The organism is Janthinobacterium sp. GW821-FHT03C10 (genome assembly GCF_059420865.1).
Genome location: NZ_JBWKUN010000008.1, coordinates 209,847 through 236,835, shown reverse-complemented (window position 1 = coordinate 236,835; position 26,989 = coordinate 209,847). Strand labels below are relative to the sequence as shown.

28 protein-coding genes are annotated in these 26,989 nt (G+C 63.5%); 12 read left to right on the top strand and 16 right to left on the bottom strand.

What is annotated here, in order from left to right; genetic code table 11:
* Positions 1–549: 549 nt before the first annotated feature.
* Genes AC07VH_RS24750 through AC07VH_RS24715 form a run of 8 tightly spaced genes read right to left on the bottom strand, consistent with a single transcriptional unit; the run spans position 550 to position 7,456 of the window.
* Positions 550–987, bottom strand: a complete 438-nt coding sequence (locus AC07VH_RS24750; protein WP_494788595.1) for a nuclear transport factor 2 family protein — start codon at positions 985–987, stop codon at positions 550–552.
* The gene (locus tag AC07VH_RS24745) at positions 984–1,751 is read right to left on the bottom strand and encodes an SDR family NAD(P)-dependent oxidoreductase (protein ID WP_475413883.1); all 768 of its coding nucleotides are present in this window, start codon (positions 1,749–1,751) and stop codon (positions 984–986) included. Before AC07VH_RS24745 ends, AC07VH_RS24750 begins: the two co-directional genes overlap by 4 nt.
* Entirely contained in the window at positions 1,748–2,305 is a 558-nt protein-coding gene (locus AC07VH_RS24740; protein ID WP_475413882.1) for a DUF3833 domain-containing protein, read from the bottom strand. The genes AC07VH_RS24745 and AC07VH_RS24740 overlap by 4 nt, the downstream gene beginning before the upstream one ends.
* The gene (locus AC07VH_RS24735; protein WP_494788594.1) at positions 2,293–3,573 is read right to left on the bottom strand and encodes an MFS transporter; all 1,281 of its coding nucleotides are present in this window, start codon (positions 3,571–3,573) and stop codon (positions 2,293–2,295) included. The genes AC07VH_RS24740 and AC07VH_RS24735 overlap by 13 nt, the downstream gene beginning before the upstream one ends.
* A complete protein-coding gene (locus AC07VH_RS24730; protein ID WP_494788593.1) occupies positions 3,570–4,118 on the bottom strand; it encodes a chalcone isomerase family protein in 549 nt (182 codons plus the stop codon). The genes AC07VH_RS24735 and AC07VH_RS24730 overlap by 4 nt, the downstream gene beginning before the upstream one ends.
* Before the next feature lie 2 nt (positions 4,119–4,120).
* Positions 4,121–5,362: a class I SAM-dependent methyltransferase gene (locus AC07VH_RS24725; RefSeq protein ID WP_494788592.1), complete on the bottom strand. Its 1,242-nt coding sequence runs from the start codon at positions 5,360–5,362 to the stop codon at positions 4,121–4,123.
* Positions 5,359–6,156 carry a DUF1365 domain-containing protein gene (locus AC07VH_RS24720; RefSeq protein WP_494788591.1) on the bottom strand — a complete coding sequence of 266 codons (798 nt, stop codon included), beginning with the start codon at positions 6,154–6,156 and terminating at the stop codon, positions 5,359–5,361. Before AC07VH_RS24720 ends, AC07VH_RS24725 begins: the two co-directional genes overlap by 4 nt.
* Complete coding sequence (locus AC07VH_RS24715) at positions 6,146–7,456, bottom strand: NAD(P)/FAD-dependent oxidoreductase (RefSeq protein WP_494788590.1); 1,311 nt, start codon at positions 7,454–7,456, stop codon at positions 6,146–6,148. Before AC07VH_RS24715 ends, AC07VH_RS24720 begins: the two co-directional genes overlap by 11 nt.
* A gap of 204 nt (positions 7,457–7,660) precedes the next feature.
* Between AC07VH_RS24715 and AC07VH_RS24710 the strand changes: the two genes are divergently transcribed.
* From AC07VH_RS24710 to rpoH, 5 genes are all read left to right on the top strand, one after another.
* A complete protein-coding gene (locus AC07VH_RS24710) occupies positions 7,661–8,602 on the top strand; it encodes a MerR family transcriptional regulator (protein ID WP_489628841.1) in 942 nt (313 codons plus the stop codon).
* Between the two features lie 164 nt (positions 8,603–8,766).
* Complete coding sequence (gene ftsY / locus AC07VH_RS24705; RefSeq protein ID WP_475413875.1) at positions 8,767–9,822, top strand: signal recognition particle-docking protein FtsY; 1,056 nt, start codon at positions 8,767–8,769, stop codon at positions 9,820–9,822.
* Positions 9,823–9,830: 8 nt separating this feature from the next.
* Positions 9,831–10,574, top strand: a complete 744-nt coding sequence (locus AC07VH_RS24700; RefSeq protein ID WP_494788589.1) for a cell division ATP-binding protein FtsE — start codon at positions 9,831–9,833, stop codon at positions 10,572–10,574.
* On the top strand, positions 10,571–11,491 hold the full coding sequence (gene ftsX / locus AC07VH_RS24695; protein ID WP_070222518.1) for a permease-like cell division protein FtsX: 921 nt from the start codon (positions 10,571–10,573) through the stop codon (positions 11,489–11,491). The genes AC07VH_RS24700 and ftsX overlap by 4 nt, the downstream gene beginning before the upstream one ends.
* Positions 11,492–11,901: 410 nt before the next feature.
* Positions 11,902–12,795 (top strand): RNA polymerase sigma factor RpoH, encoded by an 894-nt coding sequence (gene rpoH / locus AC07VH_RS24690; protein ID WP_070222520.1) that lies wholly within the window; start codon positions 11,902–11,904, stop codon positions 12,793–12,795.
* Positions 12,796–12,884: 89 nt separating this feature from the next.
* Here the strand turns inward: rpoH and AC07VH_RS24685 are convergent, their stop codons facing one another.
* On the bottom strand, positions 12,885–13,151 hold the full coding sequence (locus tag AC07VH_RS24685; RefSeq protein WP_070290134.1) for a hypothetical protein: 267 nt from the start codon (positions 13,149–13,151) through the stop codon (positions 12,885–12,887).
* Between the two features lie 175 nt (positions 13,152–13,326).
* Here AC07VH_RS24685 and AC07VH_RS24680 point away from each other — a divergent pair, with 175 nt between their 5' ends.
* Complete coding sequence (locus tag AC07VH_RS24680; RefSeq protein ID WP_494788588.1) at positions 13,327–13,779, top strand: hypothetical protein; 453 nt, start codon at positions 13,327–13,329, stop codon at positions 13,777–13,779.
* Between the two features lie 3 nt (positions 13,780–13,782).
* On the opposite strand, the gene AC07VH_RS24675 is transcribed toward AC07VH_RS24680, so the two are convergent.
* Together AC07VH_RS24675 and AC07VH_RS24670 are read right to left on the bottom strand one after the other, a co-directional pair.
* Entirely contained in the window at positions 13,783–14,130 is a 348-nt protein-coding gene (locus AC07VH_RS24675) for an antibiotic biosynthesis monooxygenase family protein (protein WP_494788587.1), read from the bottom strand.
* Positions 14,127–15,233, bottom strand: coding sequence for a cytochrome P450 (locus AC07VH_RS24670; RefSeq protein ID WP_494788586.1), 1,107 nt, complete (start codon positions 15,231–15,233; stop codon positions 14,127–14,129). Before AC07VH_RS24670 ends, AC07VH_RS24675 begins: the two co-directional genes overlap by 4 nt.
* A 76-nt stretch (positions 15,234–15,309) precedes the next feature.
* On the opposite strand from AC07VH_RS24670, the gene AC07VH_RS24665 reads away from it, so the two are divergent.
* The 4 genes from AC07VH_RS24665 (at position 15,310) to AC07VH_RS24650 (ending at position 20,734) form a co-directional block, all read left to right on the top strand.
* Complete coding sequence (locus AC07VH_RS24665; RefSeq protein ID WP_494788585.1) at positions 15,310–16,008, top strand: ArsR/SmtB family transcription factor; 699 nt, start codon at positions 15,310–15,312, stop codon at positions 16,006–16,008.
* Positions 16,005–16,730: an ABC transporter ATP-binding protein gene (locus AC07VH_RS24660; protein WP_475414695.1), complete on the top strand. Its 726-nt coding sequence runs from the start codon at positions 16,005–16,007 to the stop codon at positions 16,728–16,730. Before AC07VH_RS24665 ends, AC07VH_RS24660 begins: the two co-directional genes overlap by 4 nt.
* A complete protein-coding gene (locus tag AC07VH_RS24655) occupies positions 16,727–19,009 on the top strand; it encodes a CPBP family intramembrane glutamic endopeptidase (protein ID WP_494788584.1) in 2,283 nt (760 codons plus the stop codon). The genes AC07VH_RS24660 and AC07VH_RS24655 overlap by 4 nt, the downstream gene beginning before the upstream one ends.
* A 72-nt stretch (positions 19,010–19,081) precedes the next feature.
* Entirely contained in the window at positions 19,082–20,734 is a 1,653-nt protein-coding gene (locus tag AC07VH_RS24650) for a patatin-like phospholipase family protein (RefSeq protein ID WP_494788583.1), read from the top strand.
* 85 nt (positions 20,735–20,819) lie between these two features.
* Here AC07VH_RS24650 and AC07VH_RS24645 read toward each other — a convergent pair whose 3' ends face one another.
* The 5 genes from AC07VH_RS24645 to AC07VH_RS24625 all read right to left on the bottom strand — a co-directional run bounded on the left by AC07VH_RS24645 (position 20,820) and on the right by AC07VH_RS24625 (position 24,422).
* A complete protein-coding gene (locus tag AC07VH_RS24645) occupies positions 20,820–21,038 on the bottom strand; it encodes a hypothetical protein (protein ID WP_034784905.1) in 219 nt (72 codons plus the stop codon).
* Between the two features lie 80 nt (positions 21,039–21,118).
* On the bottom strand, positions 21,119–21,700 hold the full coding sequence (locus AC07VH_RS24640; protein WP_070290121.1) for a TerD family protein: 582 nt from the start codon (positions 21,698–21,700) through the stop codon (positions 21,119–21,121).
* 38 nt (positions 21,701–21,738) lie between these two features.
* Complete coding sequence (locus AC07VH_RS24635; RefSeq protein ID WP_475414692.1) at positions 21,739–22,434, bottom strand: TIGR00266 family protein; 696 nt, start codon at positions 22,432–22,434, stop codon at positions 21,739–21,741.
* A gap of 207 nt (positions 22,435–22,641) precedes the next feature.
* Positions 22,642–23,217, bottom strand: a complete 576-nt coding sequence (locus AC07VH_RS24630; RefSeq protein ID WP_070222543.1) for a TerD family protein — start codon at positions 23,215–23,217, stop codon at positions 22,642–22,644.
* 131 nt (positions 23,218–23,348) lie between these two features.
* A complete protein-coding gene (locus AC07VH_RS24625) occupies positions 23,349–24,422 on the bottom strand; it encodes a DUF475 domain-containing protein (protein ID WP_475414691.1) in 1,074 nt (357 codons plus the stop codon).
* A 117-nt stretch (positions 24,423–24,539) separates the two neighbouring features.
* Between AC07VH_RS24625 and nhaR the strand changes: the two genes are divergently transcribed.
* Both nhaR and AC07VH_RS24615 read left to right on the top strand, forming a co-directional pair.
* Positions 24,540–25,454 (top strand): transcriptional activator NhaR, encoded by a 915-nt coding sequence (gene nhaR, locus AC07VH_RS24620; RefSeq protein ID WP_475414690.1) that lies wholly within the window; start codon positions 24,540–24,542, stop codon positions 25,452–25,454.
* 124 nt (positions 25,455–25,578) lie between these two features.
* Positions 25,579–26,913: an MFS transporter gene (locus AC07VH_RS24615; RefSeq protein ID WP_494788582.1), complete on the top strand. Its 1,335-nt coding sequence runs from the start codon at positions 25,579–25,581 to the stop codon at positions 26,911–26,913.
* The last annotated feature ends 76 nt before the right edge of the window (positions 26,914–26,989 follow it).

The following is a 26,989-nucleotide window of genomic DNA, read 5'->3' as shown; positions in this document are numbered from 1 at the left end:
GTGCAACAGTATCAGGCGAGTGATTAAAACGTCAACATGCTTTACCCATCATTTTCCCTCGAATATTTACGCGACAAAGCGCACAATTTGTCAGGCGATAATGGATAAACGGGACGAAGCATACACGGCATCGCCAATGTTTGCTGCCGAACGCCCAAAAACGGGAATTCATGCGCCCGCTTTTGGTGCGTTGCCGCATTATTCAGGGGCGTAGGCGCCATTTTCGACGTCGGCGCGCGCGTCAGGAAAATAGGCAGAGTGACAATACAATTACTGACTTTCCGGTAATTTAAATTGCTCACATAGAAATGTTTTCCATGTTTTCCAGCCAACGCCGCAGCGCGCCGATTCGAACGGATGAGGACGACTCTTGCTTGCAAATTGCACATCAGTTGAAACAATTTCTTACAATGTTGCCTTCTCAATATTTTGACATATTTGTGTCTAAAAAACGACACTTTGATTGAAATCAAGTTTTCGTCAGCCCCATTCCGCACAATTTACTTTTTCTTTTTCGCATTTTTTGCTTAAAAGCATCAAGAAAAAATGCTAGTTCCGGCTTGCGCGCCGGAGCAGGCGCATGAAAGGGCCCAGCAACGGCAGTTTTTCATACAATTCTTCCACCGCATCCCAATAATCGCGGTGCACGACCACCCGTCCCTGCGCATCGAAGCGCACATGCGTTGCGCCACGAATGCACTGTTCGCCAGATACCAGGCGTTTCATGCGGAAATGAAACTCCCATGTCAGGAACGCCTGCTCCCCCTGCCCCAGGCTTTCCAGCACGACAAACCGGGGCGCATCGACTTGCACGAACATGTGCTCGAAGATGGCCAGGATGGCGGCATGGCCCACCACTTCGTTGAACGGGTCCTTGAAGCGGGCGTCCGGCGCGTACACGGCGCCCAGCTGGGCCAGGCTTTCCAGGCTCAGGTGCTCGTAAAACGCCACCAGGCGCGCCAGCGGGCCGTCCATGGTCGCGTTCATAGGCCCGTCACCTTGCGGATCAGCCAAAAATAGGCGCGGTACGGCAACAGCCGTGCCAGGCGCATGGTATTCGTGAAGCGTTTGGGGAAATGGATGTGGAACTGGCCCCGTTCGATGCCGTCGAGCATGGCGGCGGCCGCGTCCTGCGCCGTCATCAGCGCAGGCATGGTGAAATCGTTGCCCGCCGTCAGCGGCGTGGCGACAAAACCAGGGTTGATTTGATACACGTCAATCCCCCGCCCATGCAAATCCAGATACAGCGATTCCGTCAGATTGATCAGCGCCGCCTTGCTGGCGCCATACGCGAGCGCCTTGGGCAAGCCGCCATAGCCGGCCACCGAGCCGACGATGCCGATGCCGCCGCTGCCCTGGCGCAACAGCCACGGCAGGGCCTGCTCCAGGCAATTGAAGACGCCGCCCACGTTCAGGGCCAGCAAGCCCTGCGCCGCTTCCAGGTCGAAACTGTCGGCGCGCATGGCCTGATAGCCGCCCGCCACGACCAGGATCAGGTCGATATGCGTCCACTGCTGCTGCAATGCCACGCAGACGGCCCGCACTTGCGCATGCTGGGTGATATCGAGCGGCAAGGCCTGCGCCAGCGGCTGTCCCTCGCACAGTTGCTCCAGGCTGGCGCGGTGGCGGGCCGACAGGGCCACGCAGGCGCCCTGCTGCAGCAGCAAGGTGGCACAGGCGGCGCCGATGCCGCTCGACGCGCCGATGATCCACACGCGCTTGCCGGCCCAGCTGGTGATCTTGCGATTCATGGGGCCGCCTGTGGACGCTTGCTGAACGATAAAGTGACGGCGCCCAGGCTGAAGCCGAACTTGCTCATGGCGGCGCGGTTGAGCATGACCTTGTCATCCATCAGGAACATCCAGTCCTCGAAGTCGACGTGGTAGACCGTGCCGTCGACGGGCAGCGCCAGCACGTATTGCCAGCGCAGCGCATTGCCGGCCACTTCGCCGACGGCTTCCCCGATCACATCGGGCGCCGTGCCGATAAAGCGTCCGGGCGCCGTCTTGCGCAGGGTCCACACGCGCCGCTGCCGGCTGCCGTCCGCATACGTGAAATCCTCGTCCAGGGTGCCGATCTCGCCCGCCCAGCTGGCCCGCATCACGACGGTGAAGCGTTTCACGACCTTGCCGGAGCGGTCCTGGAAGATGCCATGCGCGTCCAGCGTGCCATTGAAGTACTGCTGCAGATCCAGCTTGGGTGTTTCCTGCGCGTACGTGGCAGGCGTGGGCGGCGTGGAGCAGGCGGCCAGCGCCAGCAGCAAGGCGGCCGCCATGCCGCGTGCATACAATGTCATGAGGCGCATGCGTGGTTCTCCCGATGTTCGCTATATATATGTTGCAAGGGCGTCCGCCACAGCAGCAGCGCCGCCAGCAGTTTCAGGGCGCAAGGCAGCAAGGCGTACGCGGCAGACAAGGCCGGCAAGCCTTTGCTGCCGCCCGGCACATAGCCGAGCCAGCCCAGCAGGGGCAAGGCGATGCCGGCCGCCAGCGCCAGGCTCATTTGCACGCCCCAGTTCCACCAGCCGAAATACGCCGCCTCGTGCCGCCCGGCATGACCGGCCGCGCCGATCAACCCTGCCAGCAGGGCCGGCGGCAAGGCCAGGTCGGCGCCCAGCGCCAGGCCCGACAGCAGGCAGATGGCGGCAAAGCCCCAGGCGGCGCCGGCGCCCAGGCCATATGCCCAGACAAACACGGTCGCGGCCAGCAGCATGGCGCCGCCCCAGGCGCGCGCCTCGCCAAAGCGGCGCGCCAGCGCCACCCACACGGGCATCGAGGCGGCCGCCGCGCAAAAGTAGACGATCAGGAAGGGTCCCGCGTAATGGCCCAGGCGCAAGTAGTCGCCGGCGAAGAACAGGAACAGGGTGGCGGGGATGGCGGCCGCCACGCCATTGACGAGCAAAACAGTGAACAGCCAGCGGAACGCGCGCTGGCGAAACGGCAGCTTCCAGCCATTGCCGGAAACCGTTTCCCCGGCGCTGCGCAACGCGGGACGCGGCGCGCGCGCCAGCAGCAGCGCACCCGCCGCCAGCAGGCAGAAGGCAAAGGCCAGCGACAAGCCGTCATAACCAAGCACGGAAGTCAGCCCCGCCGCCAGGATCACGCCCAGCAAGCCGCAGCCTTCGCGCACGGCCGCCACGCGCGCCCGCTGCGTGGGCGCCTGGGTGAGCGCCGCGCCCCAGCTCTGGTGCGCGATGCCGGCCAGGCCATAGGCGGCATACACGAGCAGCAAGGCTGCCAGGAACCAGGCCAGGGTGGCCGCCTCCTGCATGGACGGCGGATGGAACAGGGCGCCAAAGCCCAGCAGCAGCAAGGGCAGCGCGGCGCCGACATACACGGCATACGCGCGCCCGCCGCGCGCCATCCAGGCGCCCAGGGCAGGGTCGATGAAGGCGGCGGCGATGCGGGCCGCCAGCAGCACGGCGCCGATCTGCGCCAGGTCTAGACTGCTGCGCTGCGCATAGAACGGCGCCACATAGATATAGATGGGCAGCGCCAGCATGGCCAGCGGCAAGCCGAACAGGCCATAACTGAACAGGGCAGGCAAGCTCAACGCGCTGGCCCCGGCGTTCATGGCAGCGGCGCCGCACTCTGCAGCAAGGCCGCGCGCAGCTTGGGCGCCGTCGATTCGGGCGCCAGCCAGATGGCAAAAAAGGCGCGCGCGAAATCGCCATCGCTCACGTCGGCCAGCACCTTGCCGTCGAGGTAAAAGCGCACGCCGGGCGCGATGCCGGCCCGGTAGGCGCCCGCGATGCGCTGGCCTTCCTTCACATCCGGGAAGATGCGCTGCATGCTGCCCAGCCACGCCAGGCGCTGCTCCGGCGTGCCGGCGCCGATTTTCTGCATCTGTTCATAGCTGGCCTCGGCGATCTTCTTGCCGTCGAGCGAACGCGCGTAGCGCAATTCCAGCACGAAAGGCGCCGTTGCCGACGCCGCGCCCTGATAACCGTTCGCGCCCACCCACAATTGCGCCCGATAAATACGCATGCCGAACCACGTGTATTCGCCCTCCCCCGCCAGCCGGGCTTCGGGCACGTCGGCGGCGACAAAGGCCGGCGGCGCGGCCGCGGCGCCCAACATGGTCAATGACAGCACAACGGTGGCAAGCAGGCGGCGCATGGTCAGTCCTTCACCAGGGTAAATTGCATCACATCCGTGTTGTGCGCCTGGAAGGCGGCCTCGCAATACGCGAGGTAAAACTCCCAGGTCAGCAGGAAATGGCCATCGAAACCCTGCTTTTCCAGCGCCATGCGCTGGGCCAGGAAGCTGGCGCGCCACTGGCGCAGGGTTTCCGCGTAATCGAGGCCAAAGCGGAAGGCGTCCACCACGCGCAAGCCCTGCGCCTCGGCGGCGCGGCGGAACTCGGCCGGCGACGGCAGCATGCCGCCCGGGAAAATGTACTGTTGAATGAAATCCGTGCTCTTGCTGTAGCGCTCGAACAATTCGTCGGCGATGACAATGGTCTGGATACAGGCCCGTCCGCCCGGCTTCAGGTTGCGCGCCACGCAGGCGAAATAGCCGGGCCAGTAGCTTTGCCCCACGGCTTCGAACATCTCGATCGAGGCGATGGCGTCGTACTGGCCATCGCTGTCGCGGTAATCGCACAGCCGCAAGTCGGCCTGCGCCGCCAGCCCCGCGTCCTGCAGGCGCTGGCGCGCATACGCCAGCTGCTCGGTCGACAAGGTCAGCCCCGTCACCTGGGCGCCGTAATCGCGCGCCGCCGTTTCCGCAAAGCCGCCCCAGCCGCAGCCGATTTCCAGCACGCGCGCCCCAGGCTGCAGCTGCAGCTGATCCGCGATGCGCGCGTATTTCGCCCCTTGCGCCTGTTCCAGGCTGGCGCCCTCGCTGAACAGGGCGCTCGAATACGTCATCGACGGGTCCAGCCACAGCTGATAGAAGGCGTTGCCGATGTCGTAATGGGCGTGGATATTCTTCTTGCTGCCGGCGCGCGAATTGCGGTTGAGCAAATGCCGCAGCTTATAGGCCAGGTTGCCCCACCAGTTGCCATAGATCAAGGACTCGATCTGCGCGCGGTTGCGTATCATCAATTCGATCAAGCCCGGCAGATTGTCCGTGCGCCAGTCGCCGGCGATAAACGTTTCCGCAAAGCCGATGTCGCCCGAGCGCAGGACGGCCGCACACAGGCGCCAGTTGTGCAAGTCCAGGGTGACGGGATGACTGCCGTCGCCATACAGCAGGATACTGCCGTCCGGCGTGCGCAGGCGCAGGGCGCCATATTGTAATTTTTGCAGCAGGCGCACGATCATGCGCGCGGAAGCGGGCATATCCAGATGCACATGCCCATGCAAATGGGTGGAACTGCTGCGCGCATGCAGGCCGGTCGGCAGGGAATCGGAGCTCATCGGGACACCTTTTCTTGTGGAGGGTGGGGTTTGCTGAAAAACGGCACGCGGCGCAGCCACAGGCGCAAGGCTTGCCAATGGATGCGCGCCATCACGCCAAACGTCATCAATGGGTAGCGCAGCAGGGCCCAGGCGATGGCGCCATCGCGCAGCGGCTGCGCCGTGCCGGACAAGCTCGTCTGCAGCAGCGGACCGTCGAGATCATCGTAATCGACCCGGGCGAGGTGGCGTTCGCCATCGTGTTCGCTGTTGCGCAGGAAACGAAAGCGGTAATGCCCTTCCACCTTGCAAAACGGCGAGACATGGAAAATTTTTCTGGCCTGCAATTCGCTGCCATAGGCGATGGACCCGCCTTGCTCGAGCAGGTACAGGTGACGCTCGCCGAAGGTGTTGCGCACGTCGCAGACCACGGCGCGCAAGGCGCCGTCCGGGCGGTGGCAAAACCAGAAACTGACGGGATTGAAGACATAGCCGAACATGCGCGGCATGGTTTGCAGCCAGATTTCGCCGCCCGCGTCCAGCACGCCATGCTGGCGCAGCAAGCCATCGATCCAGTCCAGCAGCGGCGTCGCGCCATCGCCATGGTCGCTGTCGCGGAAGGACAGCACATTGGCGCCGTTGCGCGAGATCCAGCGTGCCGGGAAATCCTGCATCCCCATGCTGCGCAAGGGCAGGCGCAGATAAAACATGCCGTAAGCAAAGGCATGCGCGCGCGGGCGCAGGCGCGCATGGCGCACCCGCCCCAGGCACAGCTGGGGCTGCGGCCGGGCCGGCTGCGTGGGATCACGCGGCATGGCCAAGCTCCGCCGCCGCCATGTCATTGAGCACTTGCGCCACGGCCAGGCCCGACTTCAAGCCGTCCTCGTGGAAACCATAGCCCGTCCAGGCGCCCGCGAACCACGTATGCTGCGCGCCCTGAAAACCGGCCAGGCGCGCCTGGGCGGCAATGGCCGCGCCATCGAACACGGGGTGGGCATACGAAAACTCGTCGAGGATGGATGCCGGGTCCGGTTCATCGAGGGGATTGAGCGAAACGATGACGGGCGTGGCAAAGGGCAAGGGCTGCAGCTGGTTCAGCAAATAATGCACGCACACTTGCGGCGCCTCCCCTTCTTCGGCCGGCCTGCCCTGGTAATTCCAGGCCGACCAGGCGCGGCGCCGCCGCGGCAGACAGGACGCATCCGTGTGTAGCACGGCCCGGTTCGGCTGGTAGCGCACGGCTTCGAGCACGGAGCGCTCGTCGTCGCGGATGTCCGCCAGCAGCGCCAGCGACTGGTCGCTGTGGCAAGCGAGCACCACGTGATCGGCGTGCTCGACGCCAGCGGCCGTGTGCAGCTCGATCATGCGCGCGCCGCCGTGGGACTGGCGGCGCACGGCCAGCACGGGACAGGCCAGGCGCTGCTGCGGAATGCCTGCCAGCAGTTTCTCCACGTACACGCGCGAACCGCCCCGCACCGTGCGCCACTGGGGCCGGTCGCTCACTTGCAGCAAGCCGTGGTTGTGGCAAAAACGGATGAAGGTGGCCAGCGGAAAGGCCAGCATCTGACGCGCCGGGCACGACCAGATGCAGGCGGCCATCGGCAGCAGATACCAGTGGCGGAATTCCTCGCCATAACCGTGCAGGTCGAGGAATTCGCCCAGCGACATGGCCGGCGCCGGCACGCTGGCCGTGGCCAGGGCGCTGGCCTGGCGGTTGAAGCGCAGGATATCGCGCAGCATGCGCAGGAAGGCGGGGCGCAGCAGATTGCTGCGCTGGGTAAATACGGTATCGAAATTGGCGCCCGCCCATTCCAGCACGCGGGCATCGGGGGCAGTACCCAGAGGCATCTTCACGGAAAACGACATGTCGCTGTCGGCCGCCTCGACACCGAGTTCCTCAAACAGCCGCACCAGGTGCGGATAGGTGGCGTGGTTGAACACGAGAAAACCCGTGTCGACGCCATGCGTGAAGCCATCGAGCGTGACATCGACCGTGTGACTGTGGCCGCCAAAGTAGTCGCCCGCTTCATACAAGGTGACGTCCTGGCCCGCCTGCGCCAGGCGATAGGCACACGACAATCCTGCAATTCCTGCTCCGACGACGGCAATTTTCATGAGTACACCTGTATTAAGTTTGTCCTGGACAAAATGAGCCTCATGGATAATCGATGAAATATTGATTTATGTCAATGAGCGCTCTCAGCCGCACATAAACTTATACGCAAGCAATTTCCAATCGGATTCAGCGATTTGGTCCGGGGCGGCGGAAGGCGTAAAATGCATGCCACGTTCTTCCGCAAGCGAGCAAAGCCCCCTGGTATGGATACTGACCTGCAACCTACTTCCGCCTTCAGCATCAGCGATGTCGAACGCGACACCGGGCTGGCCAAGGAAACCTTGCGTGTCTGGGAACGCCGCTACGCCTTTCCCCAGCCCCAGCGCGACGCCTTTGGCGAGCGCAGCTACCCGGCCGAGCAAGTGCAGAAATTGCGCATGGTCAAGCGCCTGCTGGACCTCGGCTTTCGTCCGGGCAAGATCATGCAGCACAGCACCGTGCAACTGCAGCAGCTGGCCAGTGCCGGCAGCGCGGCGCCGGCGGCGCCGGCACCGCAGCTCGAGCATTACCTGTCCCTCTGCCGTGGCCACCAGATGGCGGAACTGGGTGAGGCCCTGCGCCAGGCGCTGGCCGTGCTGGGCTTGAAAAGCTTCACCATCGACGTCATCGCGCCCCTGACGGGCCTGGTGGGCGAAGCGTGGGCCTGCGGCGAACTGGCCGTGTATGAAGAGCATCTGTACAGCGAAACCTTGCAGACGGTGATGCGCCATGCCATCTTTTCCCTGCCGCAAGCAAGCAGCCCGTCCATGCGCACGCCGCGCATCGTCCTCAGCACCTTGCCGCAGGAGCGGCATGGCCTGGGCCTGCTGATGGCCGAGGCGCTGTGCGCGGCGGCGGGCGCCCATTGCATGTCATTGGGGGTGGAAACGCCGCTGACGGACATCGTCGCGGCCGCCCGCGCGCAGCGGGCCGACATCGTGGCGCTGTCGTTTTCCAGCGCCAGCAAGCAGCGGCAGACGCGCGACAGCCTGCAGCAGCTGCATGCAAGCTTGCCACCAAGCATGGAGTTGTGGGCCGGCGGACGCAGTCCCGTGCTGTACAAGCAGCCGCCCTCGTTCCTGCATGTGCTGGACTTGCGGCAAGTCGACGAAAGCATCGCCGACTGGCGCCGCCGCCACCAGGCGCTGGCCCTGCAAACCCATTGATCCGGCTGGAAAGCGCGGCAACTGCGGCGATCTCCGTGGATAGCCGCGCAATGTTGCCAATCGAACAGTAAAGCATGAAGGGCCGGGCGCGCTCTGGTAGAATAGCCCGTAACACAGTGTCCGGCGCCGCCGGGCCTTAGGTCAGCACCCGCCACCACACATCCATGTTTAGTTTCTTCAAGAAAAAACCCATCGCTCCCGAGGCTGCGCCAGCCGAGCCCCTCGTCCTTCCCGCCACGCCGCCTGCACCGCAGCCTGCCGCTGCGCCCCTGAGCGGCGCGCCGGCCGAGCTCGTGCCCGTGATCGTGGCCGCCGAACCCGAGAAAAAATCGTGGATGACGCGCCTGAAGGCGGGCCTATCGAAAACCTCGACCACTTTATCCGTGCTGTTCGTCGGCGCGAAGATCGACGACGCCCTGTACGAAGAGCTGGAAGCGGCGCTGCTGATGTCCGACGCCGGCATCGACGCCACCGAATTCCTGCTCACGGAATTGAAGAAAAAGGTCAAGGAAGACAAGCTGCTGGACGCGGCCGCCGTCAAGGCCGCCCTGAAAGTGCTGCTGATCGAGCTACTGAGCCCGCTGGAAAAACGCTTCGAGCTGGGCCGCCACAAGCCGCTGGTGATGATGATTTCCGGCGTGAATGGCGCCGGCAAGACCACCACCATCGGCAAGCTGGCCAAGCACATGCAGTCGAACAACCAGTCCGTGCTGCTGGCCGCGGGCGACACCTTCCGCGCCGCCGCGCGCGAGCAGCTGATGGTCTGGGGCGAGCGCAACAACGTCACCGTCATTTCGCAGGAATCGGGTGACCCGGCCGCCGTGGCCTACGATTCCGTGCAATCGGCAAAGGCGCGCGGCATCGACGTGGTCATGGTCGACACGGCCGGCCGCTTGCCGACGCAGTTACACCTGATGGAAGAATTGAAGAAAATCAAGCGCGTGATCGGCAAGGGCATGGAGGGCGCGCCGCATGAAACCCTGCTCGTCATCGACGGCAACACGGGCCAGAATGCCCTCACGCAAGTGAAGGCCTTCGACGATGCCCTGCAATTGAGCGGCCTGGTGATCACCAAGCTGGACGGCACCGCCAAGGGCGGCGTGCTGGCGGCGATTGCCCGCGTGCGCCCCGTGCCCGTGTATTTCATCGGCATCGGTGAGAAAATTGAGGACTTGCAGCCCTTCGTGGCTGCCGAATTTGTCGAAGCGCTGCTCGGATAAGCCCATACATGATTGAATTTCAGCACGTCTCCAAGCAATACTCCGCCGACGCCGTGGCGCTCAGCGACATTTCGCTCAATATTGCCAAAGGCGAGCTGGTCTTCCTGGCCGGCCCGTCCGGCGCCGGCAAGTCCACCTTGCTGAAGATGATCGCCGCCATGGAACGGCCCACGTCGGGCAAGCTGATCGTCAATGGCCAGGACATGGCAAAGATCAAGCCGGCCGGCGTGCCCTTTCTGCGCCGCAACATGGGCCTGATCTTCCAGCAGCAAAAATTGCTGAACGACCGCTCCATCCTGGCCAACGTCATGCTGCCGCTGCTCGTCGTCGGCGCGCACAAAGTGGCGGCCGAGCAGCGCGCGCGCGCCGCGCTCGACAAGGTGGGACTGCTGGACCGTGCCATGGCGCGCCCGCTGTCGCTGTCGGGCGGCGAACAGCAGCGCGTCTCCATCGCGCGCGCCATCGTCAACCGGCCGCAGATCATCCTGGCCGACGAACCGACGGCCAACCTGGACCGCGCCAGCGCCAACAAGGTGCTCGACGCCCTCAAAGCATTCCACTCGGTGGGCGTGACCTGCCTCATTTCCAGCCATGACGAACAGATGCTCGACGCCGCCGCCCGCGTGATCCACCTGAAGAACGGCCAGCTGGTCGCCATCGACAAGGCCACGCAGGCGCCCGTCTTCGCCCCGCCCGACCCCGATTTTGCGCCCGCCCCCGATGCGGACGACGCGCAGGGAGAACAGGCATGAGAGGCTGGTTCCGTCAACACCGCTTCGCGCTCGGTTCGGCGCTGATTCACTTGCGCAAGTCGCCGGGCGGCTTTCTCTTGAACGTGCTCGTCGTCGCCATCGCCCTGTCGCTGCCGTTCGCCGGCTTGACCATGCTCGACAATGTGCGTCCCATGTCGGAACAGATGTCGGTCGACCCGGAAATCAGCGTCTTCCTGAAGATCGACACGCCGCGCGAGCAAGCCGTGGCCCTGGCCAGCGCCATGCGCAAGATCGTCGGCGAGCAAAAGGCGAAGATCGTCTTCATCCCGCGCGAACAGGCGCTCGACACGCTGAAGAACAAGAACGGCCTGGCCGACGTGCTGAGCACCCTGGGCGACAATCCCCTGCCCGACAGCTATGTACTGAAACTGGACGCCTTCAGCAGCGCCAGCGAGGCGCAGGACGTCGATGCCGTGGCGGAACAATTGCGCCACTTGCCAGGCGTGGAATCGGCGCAAGTCGATTCGGCCTGGGTCAAGCGACTGGCGGCCCTGCTGGGCGTGCTGCGCCTGGTGCTGCTGTTGCTGGCGATCACCCTGGGCGTGGCCGTGATCGCCGTGGTCTTCAATACCATCCGCCTGCAGGTGATGCAGCAGCGCGATGAAATCAGCATCTCGAAACTGATCGGCGCCACCGATACTTTCATCCACCGCCCCTTCTATTACACTGGCGCCCTGCTGGGCCTGTGCGCCGGTGCGCTGGCGCTGGGCGCCGTGGCGCTGGCCTTGCAGCCGCTGAATACCGCAATTGCCGAGTTTGCGCGCCTGTACGCGTCCGAATTCCAGCTGGTGCCGCTGGCGCCGCTGCCGATGGCCGGCTTGCTGGCCGTCAGCGCCGGCCTTGGCCTGATCGGCGCCTTCCTCTGCGTGCAGCGCCACCTGGCGCGCCTGAACTGACCTTCCTTTCCATGGCGGCGCCTGCGGTGCCGCCATGCGCCTCACCATCCCCATCTGCTGTTATCTTGATATTAAGCAAGTATTCTTAAGGTTCGCTTCAGCCAGAGGCCGTAGACTGGCTACGTTGTCGTAAAGCGCTATATCGCGCTATTCAGAGATATATATCAAGCATTAAATCACCATAGCATTTAGGCTATCAGGACGATTAAATGTGCTGATTGGCACTCTCAGGCAGAGAGTGCTAATATAGGGACATACCAACAGCAGAACCGCCATGGACGCCAGATGAAGATGGTGCCGCGGTCTGCAAAGTGCAAGACCGAATACGCAAAACAGAACAGACGATAAGGCCACGTCGTGTGATGTGGCCAACTGGAACACAGCAAGACTACGAGGGAGAAAACATGACTATGATGTCCGCAACATCCGCATTGGTTCCGACCAAAAGTAATGCGCTGGGCCTCGGGTTCACTGGCAATCTGGGCAATATCGACGCCTATATCTCGGCCGTGAACCGTCTGCCCATGTTGACCCACGACGAAGAAATTTCGCTGGCGAAACGCTTGCGCGAAAAAAATGACCTGGCCGCCGCGCAAGAGCTGGTGCTGTCGCACCTGCGCCTGGTGGTCTCGATTGCCCGCGGCTATCTGGGCTATGGCTTGCCGCACGCCGACCTGATTCAGGAAGGCAATATCGGCTTGATGAAAGCCGTGAAACGTTTCGATCCGGACCAGGGCGTGCGCCTGGTGTCGTACGCCATGCACTGGGTGAAAGCCGAGATGCATGAGTACATCCTGAAAAACTGGCGCCTGGTCAAGGTCGCAACGACGAAGGCGCAGCGCAAGCTGTTCTTCAATCTGCGCAGCCACAAGACGGGTCTGGACGCGATGACGCCGAAGCAGATCGATGCGCTGGCCAAGCTGCTCGACGTGAAGCGCGAAGAAGTGATCGAGATGGAAACGCGCTTGAGCGGCCGCGACATCGCGCTGGAATCGCCGACCGACGATGAAGACGACAAGTTTTCGCCGATCGCCTACCTGTCGTCGGAGCAAAGCGAGCCGACCAAGGTGCTGGAAGCGGAACAAGTGACGCGCCTGCAATCGGAAGGCCTGGAAACGGCCTTGAGCAAGCTCGATGCCCGTTCGCGCCGCATCATCGAAGCGCGCTGGCTGGCCAACGACGACGGTTCCGGCGCCACCCTGCACGCCTTGGCGGAAGAGTTCGGCGTATCGGCCGAGCGCATCCGCCAGATCGAAGTGGCGGCGCTGAAGAAAATGAAGGGCGCCCTGGCGGCCTACGTGTAATCGAAAGCCATGCCGCAATGCAAAAGGCGCCGCAAGGCGCCTTTTAGTCTTCTAAATGATATTTATCAACAGATAAACATTGTCAGCCCTTATGCTGCAGCCAAGCCCTTGGTGATCAGCTCGGCGACCAATTCATTCAGATCCGCGCCGCGTTCCTTGGCCAGGGTCTGCAATTGCAACACCAGATCGCTGTTCAGCTTGACGGCGAACGGCACCAGGCCCAGGGCCTGATCGCGCTTGCGCTGCTCGCGGCGGTCGACGACCACCGCTTCCTTACCGAATGCACCGGCGCCGGGAACATTCATCTTTCCCATCAGTTTCTTGGCATCGCTTTTGGCCAGGTCGGTTTTTTTCATGGTTGTTTCCTGATTTTCAAAACAGCCATTCTACGCAGTAATCGGCGCGCCGCGTGGCCGGCGCGTCAATTCCTCCGCAGCGCGCCAATGGTGCGCCCCAAAAATATCATTTTGCTATTATTACTCCTCCATGCGTGGACGCCACGCAGGGGATGCTCCAACTGAAAGGAAAAGCATGCACTACCTACATCCATCGTACCGAACGTGGTTGCTCCCCCTGTTCATCGCCTGCCTGGCCGTGCTGGCGGGCTGCGGCGCGGCCGGCAGCGCAGGCGACGCGGAAAACACGCCGCGCAGCGTCACCCACGTGCTCTCGCCGGGCGAACAGGTCGCCATCACGGCCACCGATACCCTGAAACTCGAGCGCGTCAACGACAGCCGCTGCCGCAAGGGCGCCGTGTGCGTGTGGAAAGGCTACGTCAGCTACAGTTTCAGTTTGCTCAACAGCGCGGGCGCCACCGATATCGTCTTGTCCGAGTCCATGCCCGGCGCCGCCAGCTCCGTGACCGTCAACCACCTGACGTTCACCCTGCTCGACGTCGATCCGGCCACGCCGCCGGCCCTCAACGCGGCCGCGCCCACCTACCGGGTCAAGGTGAAAATCACGCAGGGCGCCCTGCCCCGCTAAGCGTCAGGCATCGTGGCGCTGGCGGCTGTCGATCGGCGCCTGTTGCCGCTCCAGCATGCCGTAATCGCGCACCACGCCGGCGATGCGCAGCCGGTAGTCGTCGAACACGCCGTGCCGGCCGGCCGACTGCGCCGCGCGGTGCGCTTCCAGCTGCCGCCACTGCGCCAGCGCCGCTTCGTCGCGAAAGAAGGACAGCGACAGCAGTTTGCCTGGATCGCTCAGGCTGCTGAAGCGCTCGATGGAAATGAAACCGTCCACTTCATCGAGCAGGGGACGCAGCGCGGCGGCCAGGTCCAGATACTGCCGGCGCCCTTCCGCGCTGGGCCAGACTTCAAAAATCACGGCGATCATGCTATTTCTCCAGCGCTGAAGACAGGGATGCGGGCATTCTGCGAAGGCCGGTACGACCAGGCCAGCGGCATGCCTTCCAATGCACCGGCCCACGCCTGCAAACAAGCCGTGGCGATGCTCTGCGCGATGGACTGGCCCGGGCAGGCGTGGCGGCCATGGCCAAAGCCTGCCTCCGCATGGCCGGCGCCGGCCAGCACGACGACGATCATCTGCCCGGCCGGCACGCGTACGCCGTGCAGTTCCACGGCATCGGCCGTGTAGCGGCGCGTGTTGTGGATCGCGGGATCATGCAGGCTGACCTCGCGCAGCAGGGCCGGCCATCGCTCGGGCGCGGCGCGCAGTTGCGCGTGCAAGGCCGGCTGCGCGCGCAAGGCCACGACGGCATTGCCCAGCAAGCCGGCCGTGGCGTCGCAGGTCTGCGACAGCAAGCCCACAAGGTTGGCCAGCACGCCGCCCGATGCCGGCCAGCCCCTGGCATCCGCCTCTGTCACGATAGCGGCCAGCAAGCTGCCGGGCAACGCCTGTCCCTCGCGCAGCAACACGCTAAAACTTTGCAACAGAGCATCGGCTGCTTGCTGCGCGCCGGCCAGTTGTTTTCCATTGCTCAGCGGCGACAAACAGGCGACAAAGTCGCGCGTCCAGGCGGCCAGCGCCGGCCATTGCGCTGGCGCAAAGCCCAGCAAGTCCGCCATGGCGAACAGGGGCAGCTCAAAAATCGCTTCGTTCAGCTGTGCGGCGCTGCCGGGAACGCGGTCGCCGGCAATCTGCATCACCCGTCCATGCAAGCACGCCAGGTCCACCTGGCCCAGCGCCCGCGCCAGCACCTGTTTCGGCACGGCATGCCGTTCGCCCTCGTTCATGCGCACCAGTTCGGCAAAAATCGCGCCGCACGGCGTGCCTGCCAGCGTATCCGGTACCGGCTGGCCGGCCGGGCGTACACGGCAAGCGGGATGCTCGAGGACGGCGTGCACGCCAACGGCTCCCGTCGCCAGCCAGCAATCGAGCGACGCCTCGAAGCGCAGCGGCGGGCCTTCCGCCAGGCGGCGATAGTAGTCATACGGCGCCGCGTGGGTGACGGCGGAAAAAGGGTCGGCGGGCGGCATGCGCATTCCATTGCAGTGATGTGGGGACACGAGTATGCTGGTCCTTCCACCACAACACTTCGCCCACGGACGAATCATGGATGACAAGCTTCCCTCGGCCGACATGGGCCTGGCGCAACTGGCCGGCGCCATCGCCGAACCGGCGCGCGCGCGCATGCTGTGCAGCCTGCTCGATTGCCATGCGCGCACAGCCACGGAATTGTCCACCTTGGCCGAGGTGGGCGCCTCGACGGCCAGCGCCCATCTGAGCCGCTTGCGCGAGGATGGCTTGCTGTCGATGCTGGCGCAGGGCAAGCACCGCTATTACCGCCTGGCCGGCGTGGAGGTGGCGCGGGCGCTGGAAGCGCTGCTGGTGGTGGCCGGCGTGCCCGCAACACCCTTTACGCCCACCACGCCGGACCGCTTGCGCCATGCGCGCACCTGCTACGACCACATGGCCGGCACGGTCGCCGTCGCCATGCACGACCAGTTGCGCGCGCAAGGCTGGCTGCTCGACGATGGCGGCGAAGGCGAATATCGCCTGTCGGAAGCGGGCGCAGCCGGCATGGCGGCGCTGGGTATCGACGTGCCGCAACTGCAGCGCCAGCGCCGCCGCTTCGCCTGTGCCTGCCTGGACTGGAGCGAACGGCGCGCCCACGTGGGTGGCGCGCTGGGGGCGGCGCTGCTGCAGCTGGCCCTGCGCCGGCGCTGGGCCGAGCGCGAACTCGACAGCCGTGCCCTGCGCATCGCACCGGACGGCGAGCGGCGCCTGCTGGCGGCCCTGGGTGCAACATGATCGCCTTCGAAGGTTTGTCCAAACACTACGGCACCTTCGAGGCCGTCAAGCCGCTGACCTTGCAGGTGGGCAAAGGAGAGGTTTTCGGCTTCCTGGGTCCGAACGGGGCCGGCAAGACCACCACCATCCGCATGCTGATGGGCATCCTCGTGCCCAGCGCCGGCCGCGTGCTGGTCGATGACCTCGATTGCCACCGCGATGGCGCCGCCGTCAAGCGCAAGGTGGGCTACCTGCCCGACACCCCCATCTTCTACGATTATTTACGCGGACGTGAAATCCTGCAATTCGTGGCCGAAATGCATGGTTTTTCGCGCGCGGAAGCGGCCGATCGCGCCGCGCGCCTGTTGACGGAATTCGGCCTGGACGAGGCGGCCGAAGACTTTGCCGTCAATTACTCGCTGGGCATGAAGAAAAAACTGGGCCTGGCGTGCGCGCTGATCCATGATCCGGCCGTGCTGATCCTCGACGAGCCGATCAACGGTCTCGATCCGCGCGCCTCGCGCGACGTGCAGGAACGGCTGTTACGCATCGCCGCCGCCGGCACCACCATCTTCGTGTCCACGCATTTGCTGGACATGGCGCAAAAGCTGTGCAGCCGGGTCGCCATCATCCACCGGGGTGCCCTGGTGGCCACGGGCAGCCTGGATGAGATTCGCCGGCAACTTTCCAGCGATGGCAGCCTGGAAGACCTGTTCTTGCAACTTACCGACGACACCGCATGACACCGGCGCCGCCCACCGCCTGGCGCGCCGTCTGGCTGCTGACGCGTTTGCGCCTGCAGCGCCTGCTCAACGTCAGCGGCCGTGGCCTTTCCTTCACGAAAAACAATAAAAGCCGCCCCGCCACGCCCGGCAAGCGCGGCGGGCGCTGGCTGCCGGGCGCGCTGCTGCTCGTGCCCATGCTGTTTTCCTTCGGCAGCATCGCCCGCCATAGTGTACTGAACATGCATTGCCTGCTGGACCAGGTGGCCGCCTGCCAGGCGCGCGGCAGCCTGTACACGGACAGCCACCTGCTCGACTCCGTCATCGCGCAATTGATGGCCACGCCGTTCAGCGCGGCGCTGATCGGCGGGCTGACCCTGCAGCTGGCGCTGCTGTGGCTGGTCAGCGTCCTGCTACCGCTGGGCATGGGAGAGCTATCGAAGCCGGACTGGGACTTGGAATGGCTGGTCACCCTGCCTATCGAGAAAAGCACCGTGCTGTGGGCGCGCGTGCTCGAACGCACGCTCGTTAACCCGGCCGGCTTGCTGGCCCTGTGGCCCAGCACGACCATGATCGCCTGGTATGCGGGCCAGGGCTGGCTGTCCCCCGTGACGGCGCTGCTCGCCAGCCTGGTCCTGCTGACCCTGGCCGCCATGCTGCGCACCCTCGTCGACACGGGCTTGCGCCTGTCGCTCAATCCATCCCAGCTGGGCAACCTGCAAGCCGTGATTTCGCTGGCCGGTCTGTTGCCCATGTATATGGGCATGTCCTTCGGCATGGGCACGGGCGGCTTCGCGTATGCATGGGCGGCCGCCATGCCCGCCTGGAGCGGCTGGACGCCGCCGGGCCTGCTGGTACGGCTGCTCAGTGCCGAGGGTATCGCCGCCTTGCTGCCTGCCTCCCTGCTGCTGGCGCAAGTGCTGCTATTGATGGGGCTGGGCATGGCCATCCTGCGCCGCCAGCTGCGCCACGGCGTCGTGGGCGCGGGCCAGCGCGAAGGCGCGCGCAAGCCGGCACTGGCGCCATCGGCCTCACGCCGGTGGCGCCCGCGCCTCGGCACGGCGATCCAGCGGCGCGAACTGACGTTACTCTTGCGCGACCGCAATTTTCTCGTGCAAACCCTGTTGCTGCCCCTGCTGATCCTCGGCGGCCAGGCGGTATTCTCGGGCCAGGCGCGCGACCTGCACGCGCTGCTGGCCAACCCCGTCCTGCTGGCCTCCACCGGCTTTTTCCTCGGCAGCTACGTGCTGATGATGTCGGCCTTCCAGACCCTGAACAAGGAAGGCGGCGCGCTGTGGCTGCTGTACACGTTTCCCGTTTCCGTCGAGCAGGCGCTGCGGCAAAAGGCGCAGCTGTGGGCCGCGCTGGCCCTGCTGTATCCATTGATCCTGTTCGGCGCGGCGCTGGCCTGGCTGCCCGCCTGGTCGTGGCAGACGGCGGGCCTGATGCTGCTGGCGCTGGCCGGCGTTCCCCTGTACGCGGCAATCGCCGTGGCGCTGGGCGTGTTTGCCAGCGACCCGCTGGCCACCGAGGCAACGGCAAAGGTGCGCCCAGCCTATATGTACCTGTATCTGCTGCTCACCGGCCTGTACATTGCCGCGCTGGCCGCCGGCAGCGCCGGGCAGCAGCTGGTGTTTGTCATGCTGACGGTGGCCCTGGCCGTGGCCCTGTGGCAAAAGGCGCGCGACGCGCTGCCCTACCTGCTCGATCCCGCCGCCTCGCCGCCGGCCACGGTCTCGGCGGCCGACGGCCTGGTCGCCGCCATGCTGTTCTTTATTCTGCAAACCCTGCTGTTGATCCTGCTCAAGGACCAGGTGGCCGGCGTGCTCACGTATGTGCTGCTGCGCCTCGTGTATTGGTGCGCCGGGACGACGGGCGTGCCGCGCATCGGACAGGGCCGCCATCCGTGGTGCTGGGGAAGCGCGGGCGCCTGTATCGCGGCGCTGGCCGGCATCGGCTGCGCGGCCTTGTTGCCGCCGGCCGCTTCGCCATTGATCCAGATCAATGGCAACGGACTATGGCTGGCGGGACTGACGCTGCTGGCCGCGCCCCTGTGCGAGGAATTCCTCTTCCGCGGCTTGCTGCAGGGCGGCTTGCGCCGCTCACTGCCGGCCTGGCAGGCGGTCGGCATCGCCGCCGCGCTGTTTGCCATGATGCATCCGCCCGCCGCCATGCTGCCCGCCTTCGTGCTGGGCCTGTGCGCGGGCCTCGCGTACGAGCGCAGCGGCGCGCTGCTGGCGCCCATGCTGGTACACGCCGGCTACAGCGCCGCCCTCCTCGCGTATCAGCTGCATACGTAATCACCGGCAAATTTGCTAGAATCGCACACGTTTCCGTCCGTATCCCAACCAATGACTACGCACAGATCGCGCATGAATCCACGCTTGTTTGCCCCCTTGATCCTCGTTGCGCTGCTGAGCGGCTGCACGGTACTCGCCCTGCGCCCCAACCGCGGCGTCGAAAACCGCACGTTCACCGTGCAGGAAACACCGCGCCTGCGCATCGACGCGCCCAAGGCGCGCATCCAGAACCCGATGCCCAACGACCACTTCATCGGCATCGCCCTGTCCGGCGGCGGCAGCCGCGCGGCCAATTTCTCGGCCGCCTCGCTGGAGCAGCTGGAGCAGTTCGGCCTCGTCAGCGGCGCCTCGGCCATCTCCGGCGTTTCGGGCGGCGCCATCGCGGGCGGCTACTATGCGCTGCATGGCAAGCGGACGGATTGGCCTTTGCTGCGCAGCAAACTGAAAACGGATTTCTTCGGCCAGACCATTTTGAAACCGGCCAACCTGACGACGATGTTGCTCACGAACAAGACTCGCACGTCCTTCCTGTCCGACGTGTTCGACGATGTGCTGTACGACAAGAAAACCTACGAGGACTTGCCGCACGACGGCCCCATCTTCCTGGCCAACGCGACGGATGCCACCGATGGCGGCAAGCGCGTGGTGTTTTCCTATGAGTATTTCTACAGCACCTTGCATTCGCCGATCCAGGATATCCGCCTGGCCACGGCAGTGGCCACCTCGGCCGCCTTTCCCGGCGTGTTCGATTCCGTCACCTTCGAGCGTTTCCGTCCGAAAAACAGTTTCGTGCCGGAACTCGGTTCCGAGTCGCGCGAATCGCCGTCCTACGTGCACCTGTTCGACGGCGGCGCGGCCGACAACCTGGGCGTGGAAACCCTGTGGGACGTGGCCCTGACGCAGCTGTACGGCAACGACATGGCCGTCGTGCCGCTGCGCCTGAACAGCAAGCCCTTCATCCTCATTTCCATCGATGCCAACGCACCCAATTCCAGCGCCGTCTTCGAAAAGATGTCGGACGAGCGCCAGCCGCTGGACCGCATCTTCAACAAGAATATCTATGATGCCGTCGACGCCCTGTTTTCGCGCCAGCGCAAGGAAAACCTCGTCAAGATGGGCTTTGGCCAAGCCCGCTTCGATACCATCACGCATGAAAACTTTGGCGACTTGAGCCAGAAATTCGTCAAGGGCAAGCGCACGTCGGCCTTTGCCATTCCCGTGCTGTGCCGTCCCCACCTGGGCCAGTACCGCTGCGAGGTCGATGCGGCCGATCCCCTGCCGGGCCAGATCCGCACGCGGCTGGAAGGCTTTGCCTGGCATATTTCCATCGACCAGATCGCCTCGCTGGCGCTGCGCCTGTCCAGCGGCGATGCGCAAATCGACGGCGCGCGCAAGGAAGAGCGCGCCGCCCTCGTCAAGCTGCAGCGCCTGGCCACGCAGACGAAAACCCATCTGAAACTGACGGGTCCGGAAAACTGCAGCCCGGACGTCCTGCAATCGGCCCTGTACAGCGCCGCGCGCGTGCTGATCCTCGACGACGAGGAATCACGCTTCGCCCTGTGCGATTACATGCTGGCGGGCCAGCTGATCAATGACGACACCGTCTGCAAGCAGCGCTATGTGCACGCCGTGCCCCGCTTCGCCATCGAAAGCGAAGATTTGCAGTACCGCAACCTGAGTTCGGACGGCAATTCCGTGAACGTGCCGATCCGCTGCAAGAAGTGAGCGCGCACAAAAAAGCCCGCACGATCGCTCGTGCGGGCTTTAGCGCAAGGATTCCTGGCGCCCGGTTAATTTAGATCAATCGACCTTAAATCAAGCGACTACGCCTGCGCATGTAGCTGCGGCTTAACGCACCCTCCAGTTCCTGCTCCGTCTTATGCTGGTTCACCGTGTACAGGGCCCACAGGGCCGCCGGCGCCCAGCCGATCACAGTGCACTGCAAGATCAAGGCGGCGGCACCGGCCAGCGGGCGCCCCAGCATGAAAAACGTGAGACACGGAAGTAGCAAGGCTATCAGCAATCGCATCACGACATACTCTCCTTCAAAATAGAGCAGCGGACAAGGGCCGGTATCCGGTCCGTCCCCCGCCCGCTGCGTACTGCTCCTTATAGATGCACTGAGATTTGGGGCATCAGGTCGTCAAAGGTGCGACCGTTGCCGTTTTCTCCGATGGCGTGCATCTTCCATTCGCCGTTATGGCGGTACAGCTTGGCCATGATCTGTGCCGTGTGGGAACCTTGCACAGACAGGTTGAAACGCGCGACTTCCTGGTTATTGCTCGCATTCAAGATGCGGCAATAGGCGTTTTCCACCTGCGAGAAGTTCTGGCCAGTAAAGCTGTTGACGGTGAAGACCAGGCTTTTCACGTGCGCCGGCACCTTCGACAGATCGACATTGATCTGTTCGTCGTCGCCATCGCCCGCGCCCGTGCGGTTGTCGCCCGTGTGGACAATGCTGCCGTCCTTGCTTTTCAGCTGGCGGAACCAGACGATATCGGACGTGCCCTTGTTCTCGTCGAACATGACGCACGACGCGTCCAGGTCAACGGCTTCCGTCTTCGAACCGAAACCGAGGAAACCCTTGGTCTTGGCCGCATCCCAGCCCAGGCCCATGGTGATACGGGTCAGGGTGGTACCAGCTTCTTTGTCCAGAGAAATCTTCTGGCCCTTGCTCAAATTGACAGACATACGCATAGCTCCTGTTTGGTTGGTTGCATCAAGTACTCTTACGCCGGCTTGCTTTGCGTCCAGGCGAGGAAGGCCGCGCGGTTGCGCGAGCACACGAGGATTTTCCCCGTGCCTGAAAATTTCAGTACCATACCCTCGCCGCTGGTCTGGCTATTGATCAAATTACCCAGAAAGCCGCCGCTGCTGCCGGTCGTGATGGAAATTTCGTATTGCAGGCGGTTGTCCCAGCACACGACGTGCGAGTTATCGATCACCACGTCCTTGCCAGGCGTCACTTCCAGCTCCGACATCGCGCCAAAACCGGACACCGCCAACTGGCCGCTGCCTGCCGTCTCGGTGATGAAAAAACCACCGCTCTGGGCAAACAGCGCATTGCCAAGGCTTTGCGTGCGCACCTTCAATTCCACGCCAGAGCTGGCCGCCACGAAGGCGCCGTCGCTGATCATGTATTGCTGGGCGCCAACCTCGAGCACCCGCATCGCGCCGGGCAAGGTGGGCGACAGCAGACAGTCGCCGTCGCCCCGCATGGCCTCGATATGCTGCTGAAAGAACGATTCCCCGTTGGCAAAGGTGCGCATCAGCGCGGCGCCTATGCCGCCCGTCATCTTGCCTTTCAGCTCAAGATTGGTTTCCATCATCACCATCGCATCGGATTCGCAATAAATCTTCTCGCCCTTGGCCAGCGATACATGCAGAAACGGGTCGACGTCCCCTGTTACATTAAAAACCGGCATTCAACTGTTCCTTCCTCAACTAGATAATGATGGGGCGCTCCACACAGTAGACCGCCTTTACTGCAGAGTAACGGTGCCGCACAAAACCGTAGCGAGCGGATGTGATTTGTGGCCGAGAAGCGCAACCGTACTTTAGTACGGGGGCGCCGAGCCGGTGAGCATCGCCGGCCGCAAAGCGCACCGCGCAGTAGGTTTGGTGTGGCTACCTTATACGCCGACGCCGAACGAGGCAGCCAAAGGACCTAAACCGCCTTTATATCCCTGGCCGATGGCCTTGAATTTCCAATCGCCGCCATTGCGGTAGATTTCGCCGAAGACCATCGCCGTTTCCGCCGAGCCGTCTTCCGACAGGTCGAAGCGGGCGATTTCCGTGTTGCCGTTGGCATTCACGCAACGCACGTATGCCTTCGATACCATACCAAAGTTTTGCTTGCGCGCCTCGGCATCGTGAATCGTGACGCAGACGGCGATCTTGTCGATCTCGGCTGGCACCGTGGCCAGGTCGACGACGACGGTTTCATCGTCGCCATCGCCGGCGCCGGTGGTGTTGTCGCCCGAGTGGGTGACGGAACCGTCGCTCGACTTCAGGTTGTTGTAGAAAATCATGTCGACGTCGGCGCGAACCTTGCCGTCGGCCTTCAGCAGGAACACGGAACCGTCGATGTCGAACGCGGCGCCGTCGGTGGCGCGGGCATCCCAGCCCAGGCCGATGATCATCTTCGAAATGCCAGGGGCTTCCTTGCTCAGGTTGACGTTGCCGCCTTTTTGCAGACTGATTGCCATGATGTATTTCTCCTATGTGGGTTGTATATGACCAGACACCTGGCGTCCTCCACCGGCCTGACTCCCCAGGCCGGCGGCGACGCTTGCTGCAACTTGCCGACAAACGGGTGCAGTCGTTTGCCGCGCATTCTTTACACTGCCTTGACCGCTTCCAGCGCTTCCGTCGGGCCTTCTTCGAGGGCCATCCTGCGCTTGTAGCGGATCGACGACCACAGCGAGGCGAGAATGAAGGCCACGCCGATCAGACCCGTGAAAATCTCGGGAATGTGGAACTTCATGCTGACCAACATGATCACGGCCAGGATACCGATCGCATAGTGCGCGCCGTGCTCCAGATAAACGAACTCGTCGAGCGTACCCTTGCGCACCAGGAACACCGTCATCGAGCGCACGAACATCGCGCCGATCGCCAGGCCCAGCATGATGATCACGACATCCTTGGTGATGGCGAACGCGCCGATCACGCCGTCAAAGCTGAACGAGGCGTCCAGCACTTCCAGGTACAGGAAGCCGCCAATACCGCCGCGCTTGATGATGTCGCCCATATTGCCGTCGCCATTGTCGCCTTCCAGCAAACCGCTGATCACATCGACGCCCACGTAGGTCAGGATGCCCCACAGGCCGGCCGTCAGGACCACCAGCTTCTGGCCTTCTTCGATCATCGACAGGCTGACCATCAGGGTACCGAGCGCGATCATCACGGAAATCGACGAAATCTTGCCCAGCGCGCCCAGTTTTTCTTCAATCCGGCCCAGCCAGTGCGTTTCTTTCTCCGAATCCAGCAGGAAGTTCAGGAACACCAGCAGCAGGAAGATGCCGCCGAAAGCCGCCACTTCCGCGTGGTGATTCGTCAGGTGCATCGAATACTGTTCCGGATTGCTCAGTGCCAGATTCCATACCTCCATCAAGCCCAGGTCCGCCGCTTGCGCCACGATGACCAGCGGGAACAGCAGACGCATGCCGAAGACGGCGATGATGATGCCCACGCCGAGGAACAGGTTCTGCCAGAACTTGTCCCAGTTCTTCAGCACCGAGGCGTTGACCACTGCGTTGTCGAACGACAGCGAGACTTCCATCACGCCCAGGATCACCGCGATACCGAGCGCCGCCAGCATCGTCTGCACGCCACCGTGCGTGTAACCCCACCAGGCGGAAATGCCCAGGCAGATAAATGTCACTAGAAATGACACTCTGAAATGTTTCATCGATAGTTCCCCGTTATCCAAATTCAATGGAACGTAGTATAGAGACGTGTGACACATTTAAAAATAGAAGATAATGGAAGTATTACTTCGTAAAAACAGAAGATAGAGGGTGCAGCGATGAAAACCACGGGATTCAATTACCGCCATTTGTATTTCTTTTGGGTCGTCGCCAAGGAAGGCGGCGTGACGCGCGCGGCTGAACGGCTGGGACTGGCAGTGCAAACCATCAGCACCCAGCTGGCCCTGCTGGAAAAGGAACTGGGCCGCTCCCTGCTGCAGCCGCAGGGACGGCGTCTGGTGCCGACCGAAGCGGGCCGCCTGGCGCTCGGCTATGCGGACCAGATCTTTTTGCTGGGCGAACAGATGCAGGATGCGCTGGCCGACACGGACGCGGAAAAGATGCGCCTGACGGTGGGTATTTCCGATTCCCTGCCGAAACTGATGGCCTACCGCATGCTCGACGCCACGCGCAGCCTGGACCAGCCCGTCAAGCTCGTGTGCCTGGAAGATGAGTTCGAATCGCTGCTGGCCGACCTGGCCCTGCACAAGCTGGACCTGGTCTTGACGGACCGCGCCGTGCCGGCCGGCGCCAGCCTGCGCGTCTCCAGCCACCTGTGGGGAGAGAGCGCCATGAAGCTGTTCGCCATCCCCGCGCTGGCCGCACAGTACCGCGGCAATTTCCCGCACAGCCTGCACGGCGCGCCGTTTCTGCTGCCCGCGCGCAACAATGCCCTGCGCGGGCGCATCGACGAATGGATGGTGCAGCAAGGCGTGCGCCCCGACGTGGTGGGCGAATTCGAGGACAACGCCATGCTCAACGCCTTTGGCCGCAAGGGCCTGGGCCTGTTCTTCGCCTCGGCCAGCCTGGCGGCCGACATCGAGGAGCAATTCGGCGCCGTGCTGGTGGGTGACGCCTCGTCCCTGCGCGAGCAGTTTTATGTGATTTCCAACGAGCGCAAGATCATGCATCCGGCGCTCGATGTCATTTTGGCCGCCATCCAGGGCCAGCCAAAGATTCACAAGGAAACCTGATAAATCCATTCGAAAATAACGTTTGAATAATCAATCAAAAGCGATTGTAATGAAGCCTGAGACAAACACGCACCCGTCCCTCGCTGGAAAGGCGCGATCACCATAAAAAAACAGGAGCGGCACCATGTCCACGGCAGGCAAGACGATCGATATTCCCGATCTCATCAATAACAACAGGATCGGCTCCTTCCAGATCGGCATGCTGATCCTGTGCGGGCTGTGCGTCATCATGGATGGCTTCGACGTGCAGGCGATGGGGTACGTGGCGCCCGCCATCATTGCCGACTGGCATGTCAGCAAGGCCAACCTCGGTCCCGTGTTTGGCGCGGGCCTGCTGGGCATGCTGGTCGGCTCGCTCGTCTTCAGCATCACGGCCGACAAATTCGGCCGCCGTCCTGTGCTGATCGGCTCGACCATCTTCTTTTCGCTGTGCATGCTGGTCACGCCGCTGGCCACCACCATCGAGCAATTGCAGCTGATCCGCTTTATCACGGGACTGGGCCTGGGCGCCGTGATGCCGAACGCCATGGCGCTGGCCGGCGAATACAGCCCCCTGCGCAAGAAAGTCACCTTGATGATGCTCGTCTCGTGCGGCTTTACCCTGGGCGCCGTGCTGGGCGGATTATTGTCCGCCGCGCTGATTCCCGCCTTCGGCTGGCAATCCGTGTTTTACGTGGGCGGCGTGGTGCCGCTGGTGATCGGCGTGCTGATGTTCTTCCTGCTGCCGGAATCGATGCAATTCCTGGTATTGAAGAAACGCAAGCTGGATAAAGTCGCCAAGTGGCTCAAGCGCATCGATCCCACCGTCACCATCACGGCCGACACGCAATACCTCGTGCACGAGAAGGAACACAAGGGCGCGCCCGTGCTGCAATTGTTTACGGGCGGCCGCGCGAAGATGACGATACTGCTGTGGGTCATCAACTTCATGAACTTGCTCAATTTATATTTCCTGTCCAACTGGCTGCCGACGATCGCCAGGGAAGCGGGCCTGTCGACGGCCAACGCCGTGCTGGCCGGCACGGCCCTGCAAGTGGGCGGCACCATCGGCACCCTCGTCATGGGCCAGCTGATCGACCGTTCCAGCTTCCGCCGCATCCTGCTGCCATGCTTCCTGGCCGCTGCCGTCGCCATTGCCCTGATCGGCCGTCCGGACGTGTCGCTGGCCTTCCTGTTCATCACCATCTTCATCGCGGGTTTCTGCGTGGTGGGCGGCCAGCCCGCCGTCAACGCCCTGGCGGCCAGCTACTACCCGACCACCCTGCGCTCGACGGGCATCGGCTGGAGCCTGGGCGTGGGCCGCATCGGCTCCATCATCGGCCCCGTGCTCGGCGGCGAGCTGATCCGCCTGAACTGGCCCAACAGCACGATCTTCCTCGTCGTCGCCATCCCCGCCATCGTCTCGGCCGTCATGGTCTTCGCCATGCGCGGCGGGCCGCAAACGGCCGCCAAAGCGTAATGCCACCGTCCGCGCGCCCGCCTGCACAGGCGGGGCGCGCGGCTAAATTAGGCTATGCCGGCCTTCGTCGTTTAAG

Bases quoted from the DNA above. Each gene is read 5' to 3' on its own strand.
- AC07VH_RS24740 (WP_475413882.1), bottom strand. From the start codon at position 2,305: ATGCGCCTCATGACATTGTATGCACGCGGCATGGCGGCCGCCTTGCTG.
- AC07VH_RS24670 (WP_494788586.1), bottom strand. From the start codon at position 15,233: ATGCCGCCCGCCGACCCTTTTTCCGCCGTCACCCACGCGGCGCCGTAT.
- AC07VH_RS24710 (WP_489628841.1), top strand. From the start codon at position 7,661: ATGGATACTGACCTGCAACCTACTTCCGCCTTCAGCATCAGCGATGTC.
- AC07VH_RS24725 (WP_494788592.1), bottom strand. From the start codon at position 5,362: ATGAGCTCCGATTCCCTGCCGACCGGCCTGCATGCGCGCAGCAGTTCC.
- AC07VH_RS24635 (WP_475414692.1), bottom strand. From the start codon at position 22,434: ATGCCGGTTTTTAATGTAACAGGGGACGTCGACCCGTTTCTGCATGTA.
- AC07VH_RS24700 (WP_494788589.1), top strand. From the start codon at position 9,831: ATGATTGAATTTCAGCACGTCTCCAAGCAATACTCCGCCGACGCCGTG.
- AC07VH_RS24655 (WP_494788584.1), top strand. From the start codon at position 16,727: ATGACACCGGCGCCGCCCACCGCCTGGCGCGCCGTCTGGCTGCTGACG.
- AC07VH_RS24630 (WP_070222543.1), bottom strand. From the start codon at position 23,217: ATGGCAATCAGTCTGCAAAAAGGCGGCAACGTCAACCTGAGCAAGGAA.
- AC07VH_RS24625 (WP_475414691.1), bottom strand. From the start codon at position 24,422: ATGAAACATTTCAGAGTGTCATTTCTAGTGACATTTATCTGCCTGGGC.
- AC07VH_RS24730 (WP_494788593.1), bottom strand. From the start codon at position 4,118: ATGCGCCGCCTGCTTGCCACCGTTGTGCTGTCATTGACCATGTTGGGC.
- AC07VH_RS24750 (WP_494788595.1), bottom strand. From the start codon at position 987: ATGAACGCGACCATGGACGGCCCGCTGGCGCGCCTGGTGGCGTTTTAC.
- AC07VH_RS24650 (WP_494788583.1), top strand. From the start codon at position 19,082: ATGAATCCACGCTTGTTTGCCCCCTTGATCCTCGTTGCGCTGCTGAGC.
- AC07VH_RS24745 (WP_475413883.1), bottom strand. From the start codon at position 1,751: ATGAATCGCAAGATCACCAGCTGGGCCGGCAAGCGCGTGTGGATCATC.
- AC07VH_RS24735 (WP_494788594.1), bottom strand. From the start codon at position 3,573: ATGAACGCCGGGGCCAGCGCGTTGAGCTTGCCTGCCCTGTTCAGTTAT.
- AC07VH_RS24720 (WP_494788591.1), bottom strand. From the start codon at position 6,156: ATGCCGCGTGATCCCACGCAGCCGGCCCGGCCGCAGCCCCAGCTGTGC.
- nhaR (WP_475414690.1), top strand. From the start codon at position 24,540: ATGAAAACCACGGGATTCAATTACCGCCATTTGTATTTCTTTTGGGTC.
- ftsX (WP_070222518.1), top strand. From the start codon at position 10,571: ATGAGAGGCTGGTTCCGTCAACACCGCTTCGCGCTCGGTTCGGCGCTG.
- AC07VH_RS24685 (WP_070290134.1), bottom strand. From the start codon at position 13,151: ATGAAAAAAACCGACCTGGCCAAAAGCGATGCCAAGAAACTGATGGGA.
- AC07VH_RS24680 (WP_494788588.1), top strand. From the start codon at position 13,327: ATGCACTACCTACATCCATCGTACCGAACGTGGTTGCTCCCCCTGTTC.
- rpoH (WP_070222520.1), top strand. From the start codon at position 11,902: ATGATGTCCGCAACATCCGCATTGGTTCCGACCAAAAGTAATGCGCTG.
- AC07VH_RS24645 (WP_034784905.1), bottom strand. From the start codon at position 21,038: ATGCGATTGCTGATAGCCTTGCTACTTCCGTGTCTCACGTTTTTCATG.
- AC07VH_RS24715 (WP_494788590.1), bottom strand. From the start codon at position 7,456: ATGAAAATTGCCGTCGTCGGAGCAGGAATTGCAGGATTGTCGTGTGCC.
- AC07VH_RS24675 (WP_494788587.1), bottom strand. From the start codon at position 14,130: ATGATCGCCGTGATTTTTGAAGTCTGGCCCAGCGCGGAAGGGCGCCGG.
- AC07VH_RS24660 (WP_475414695.1), top strand. From the start codon at position 16,005: ATGATCGCCTTCGAAGGTTTGTCCAAACACTACGGCACCTTCGAGGCC.
- ftsY (WP_475413875.1), top strand. From the start codon at position 8,767: ATGTTTAGTTTCTTCAAGAAAAAACCCATCGCTCCCGAGGCTGCGCCA.
- AC07VH_RS24665 (WP_494788585.1), top strand. From the start codon at position 15,310: ATGGATGACAAGCTTCCCTCGGCCGACATGGGCCTGGCGCAACTGGCC.
- AC07VH_RS24615 (WP_494788582.1), top strand. From the start codon at position 25,579: ATGTCCACGGCAGGCAAGACGATCGATATTCCCGATCTCATCAATAAC.
- AC07VH_RS24640 (WP_070290121.1), bottom strand. From the start codon at position 21,700: ATGTCTGTCAATTTGAGCAAGGGCCAGAAGATTTCTCTGGACAAAGAA.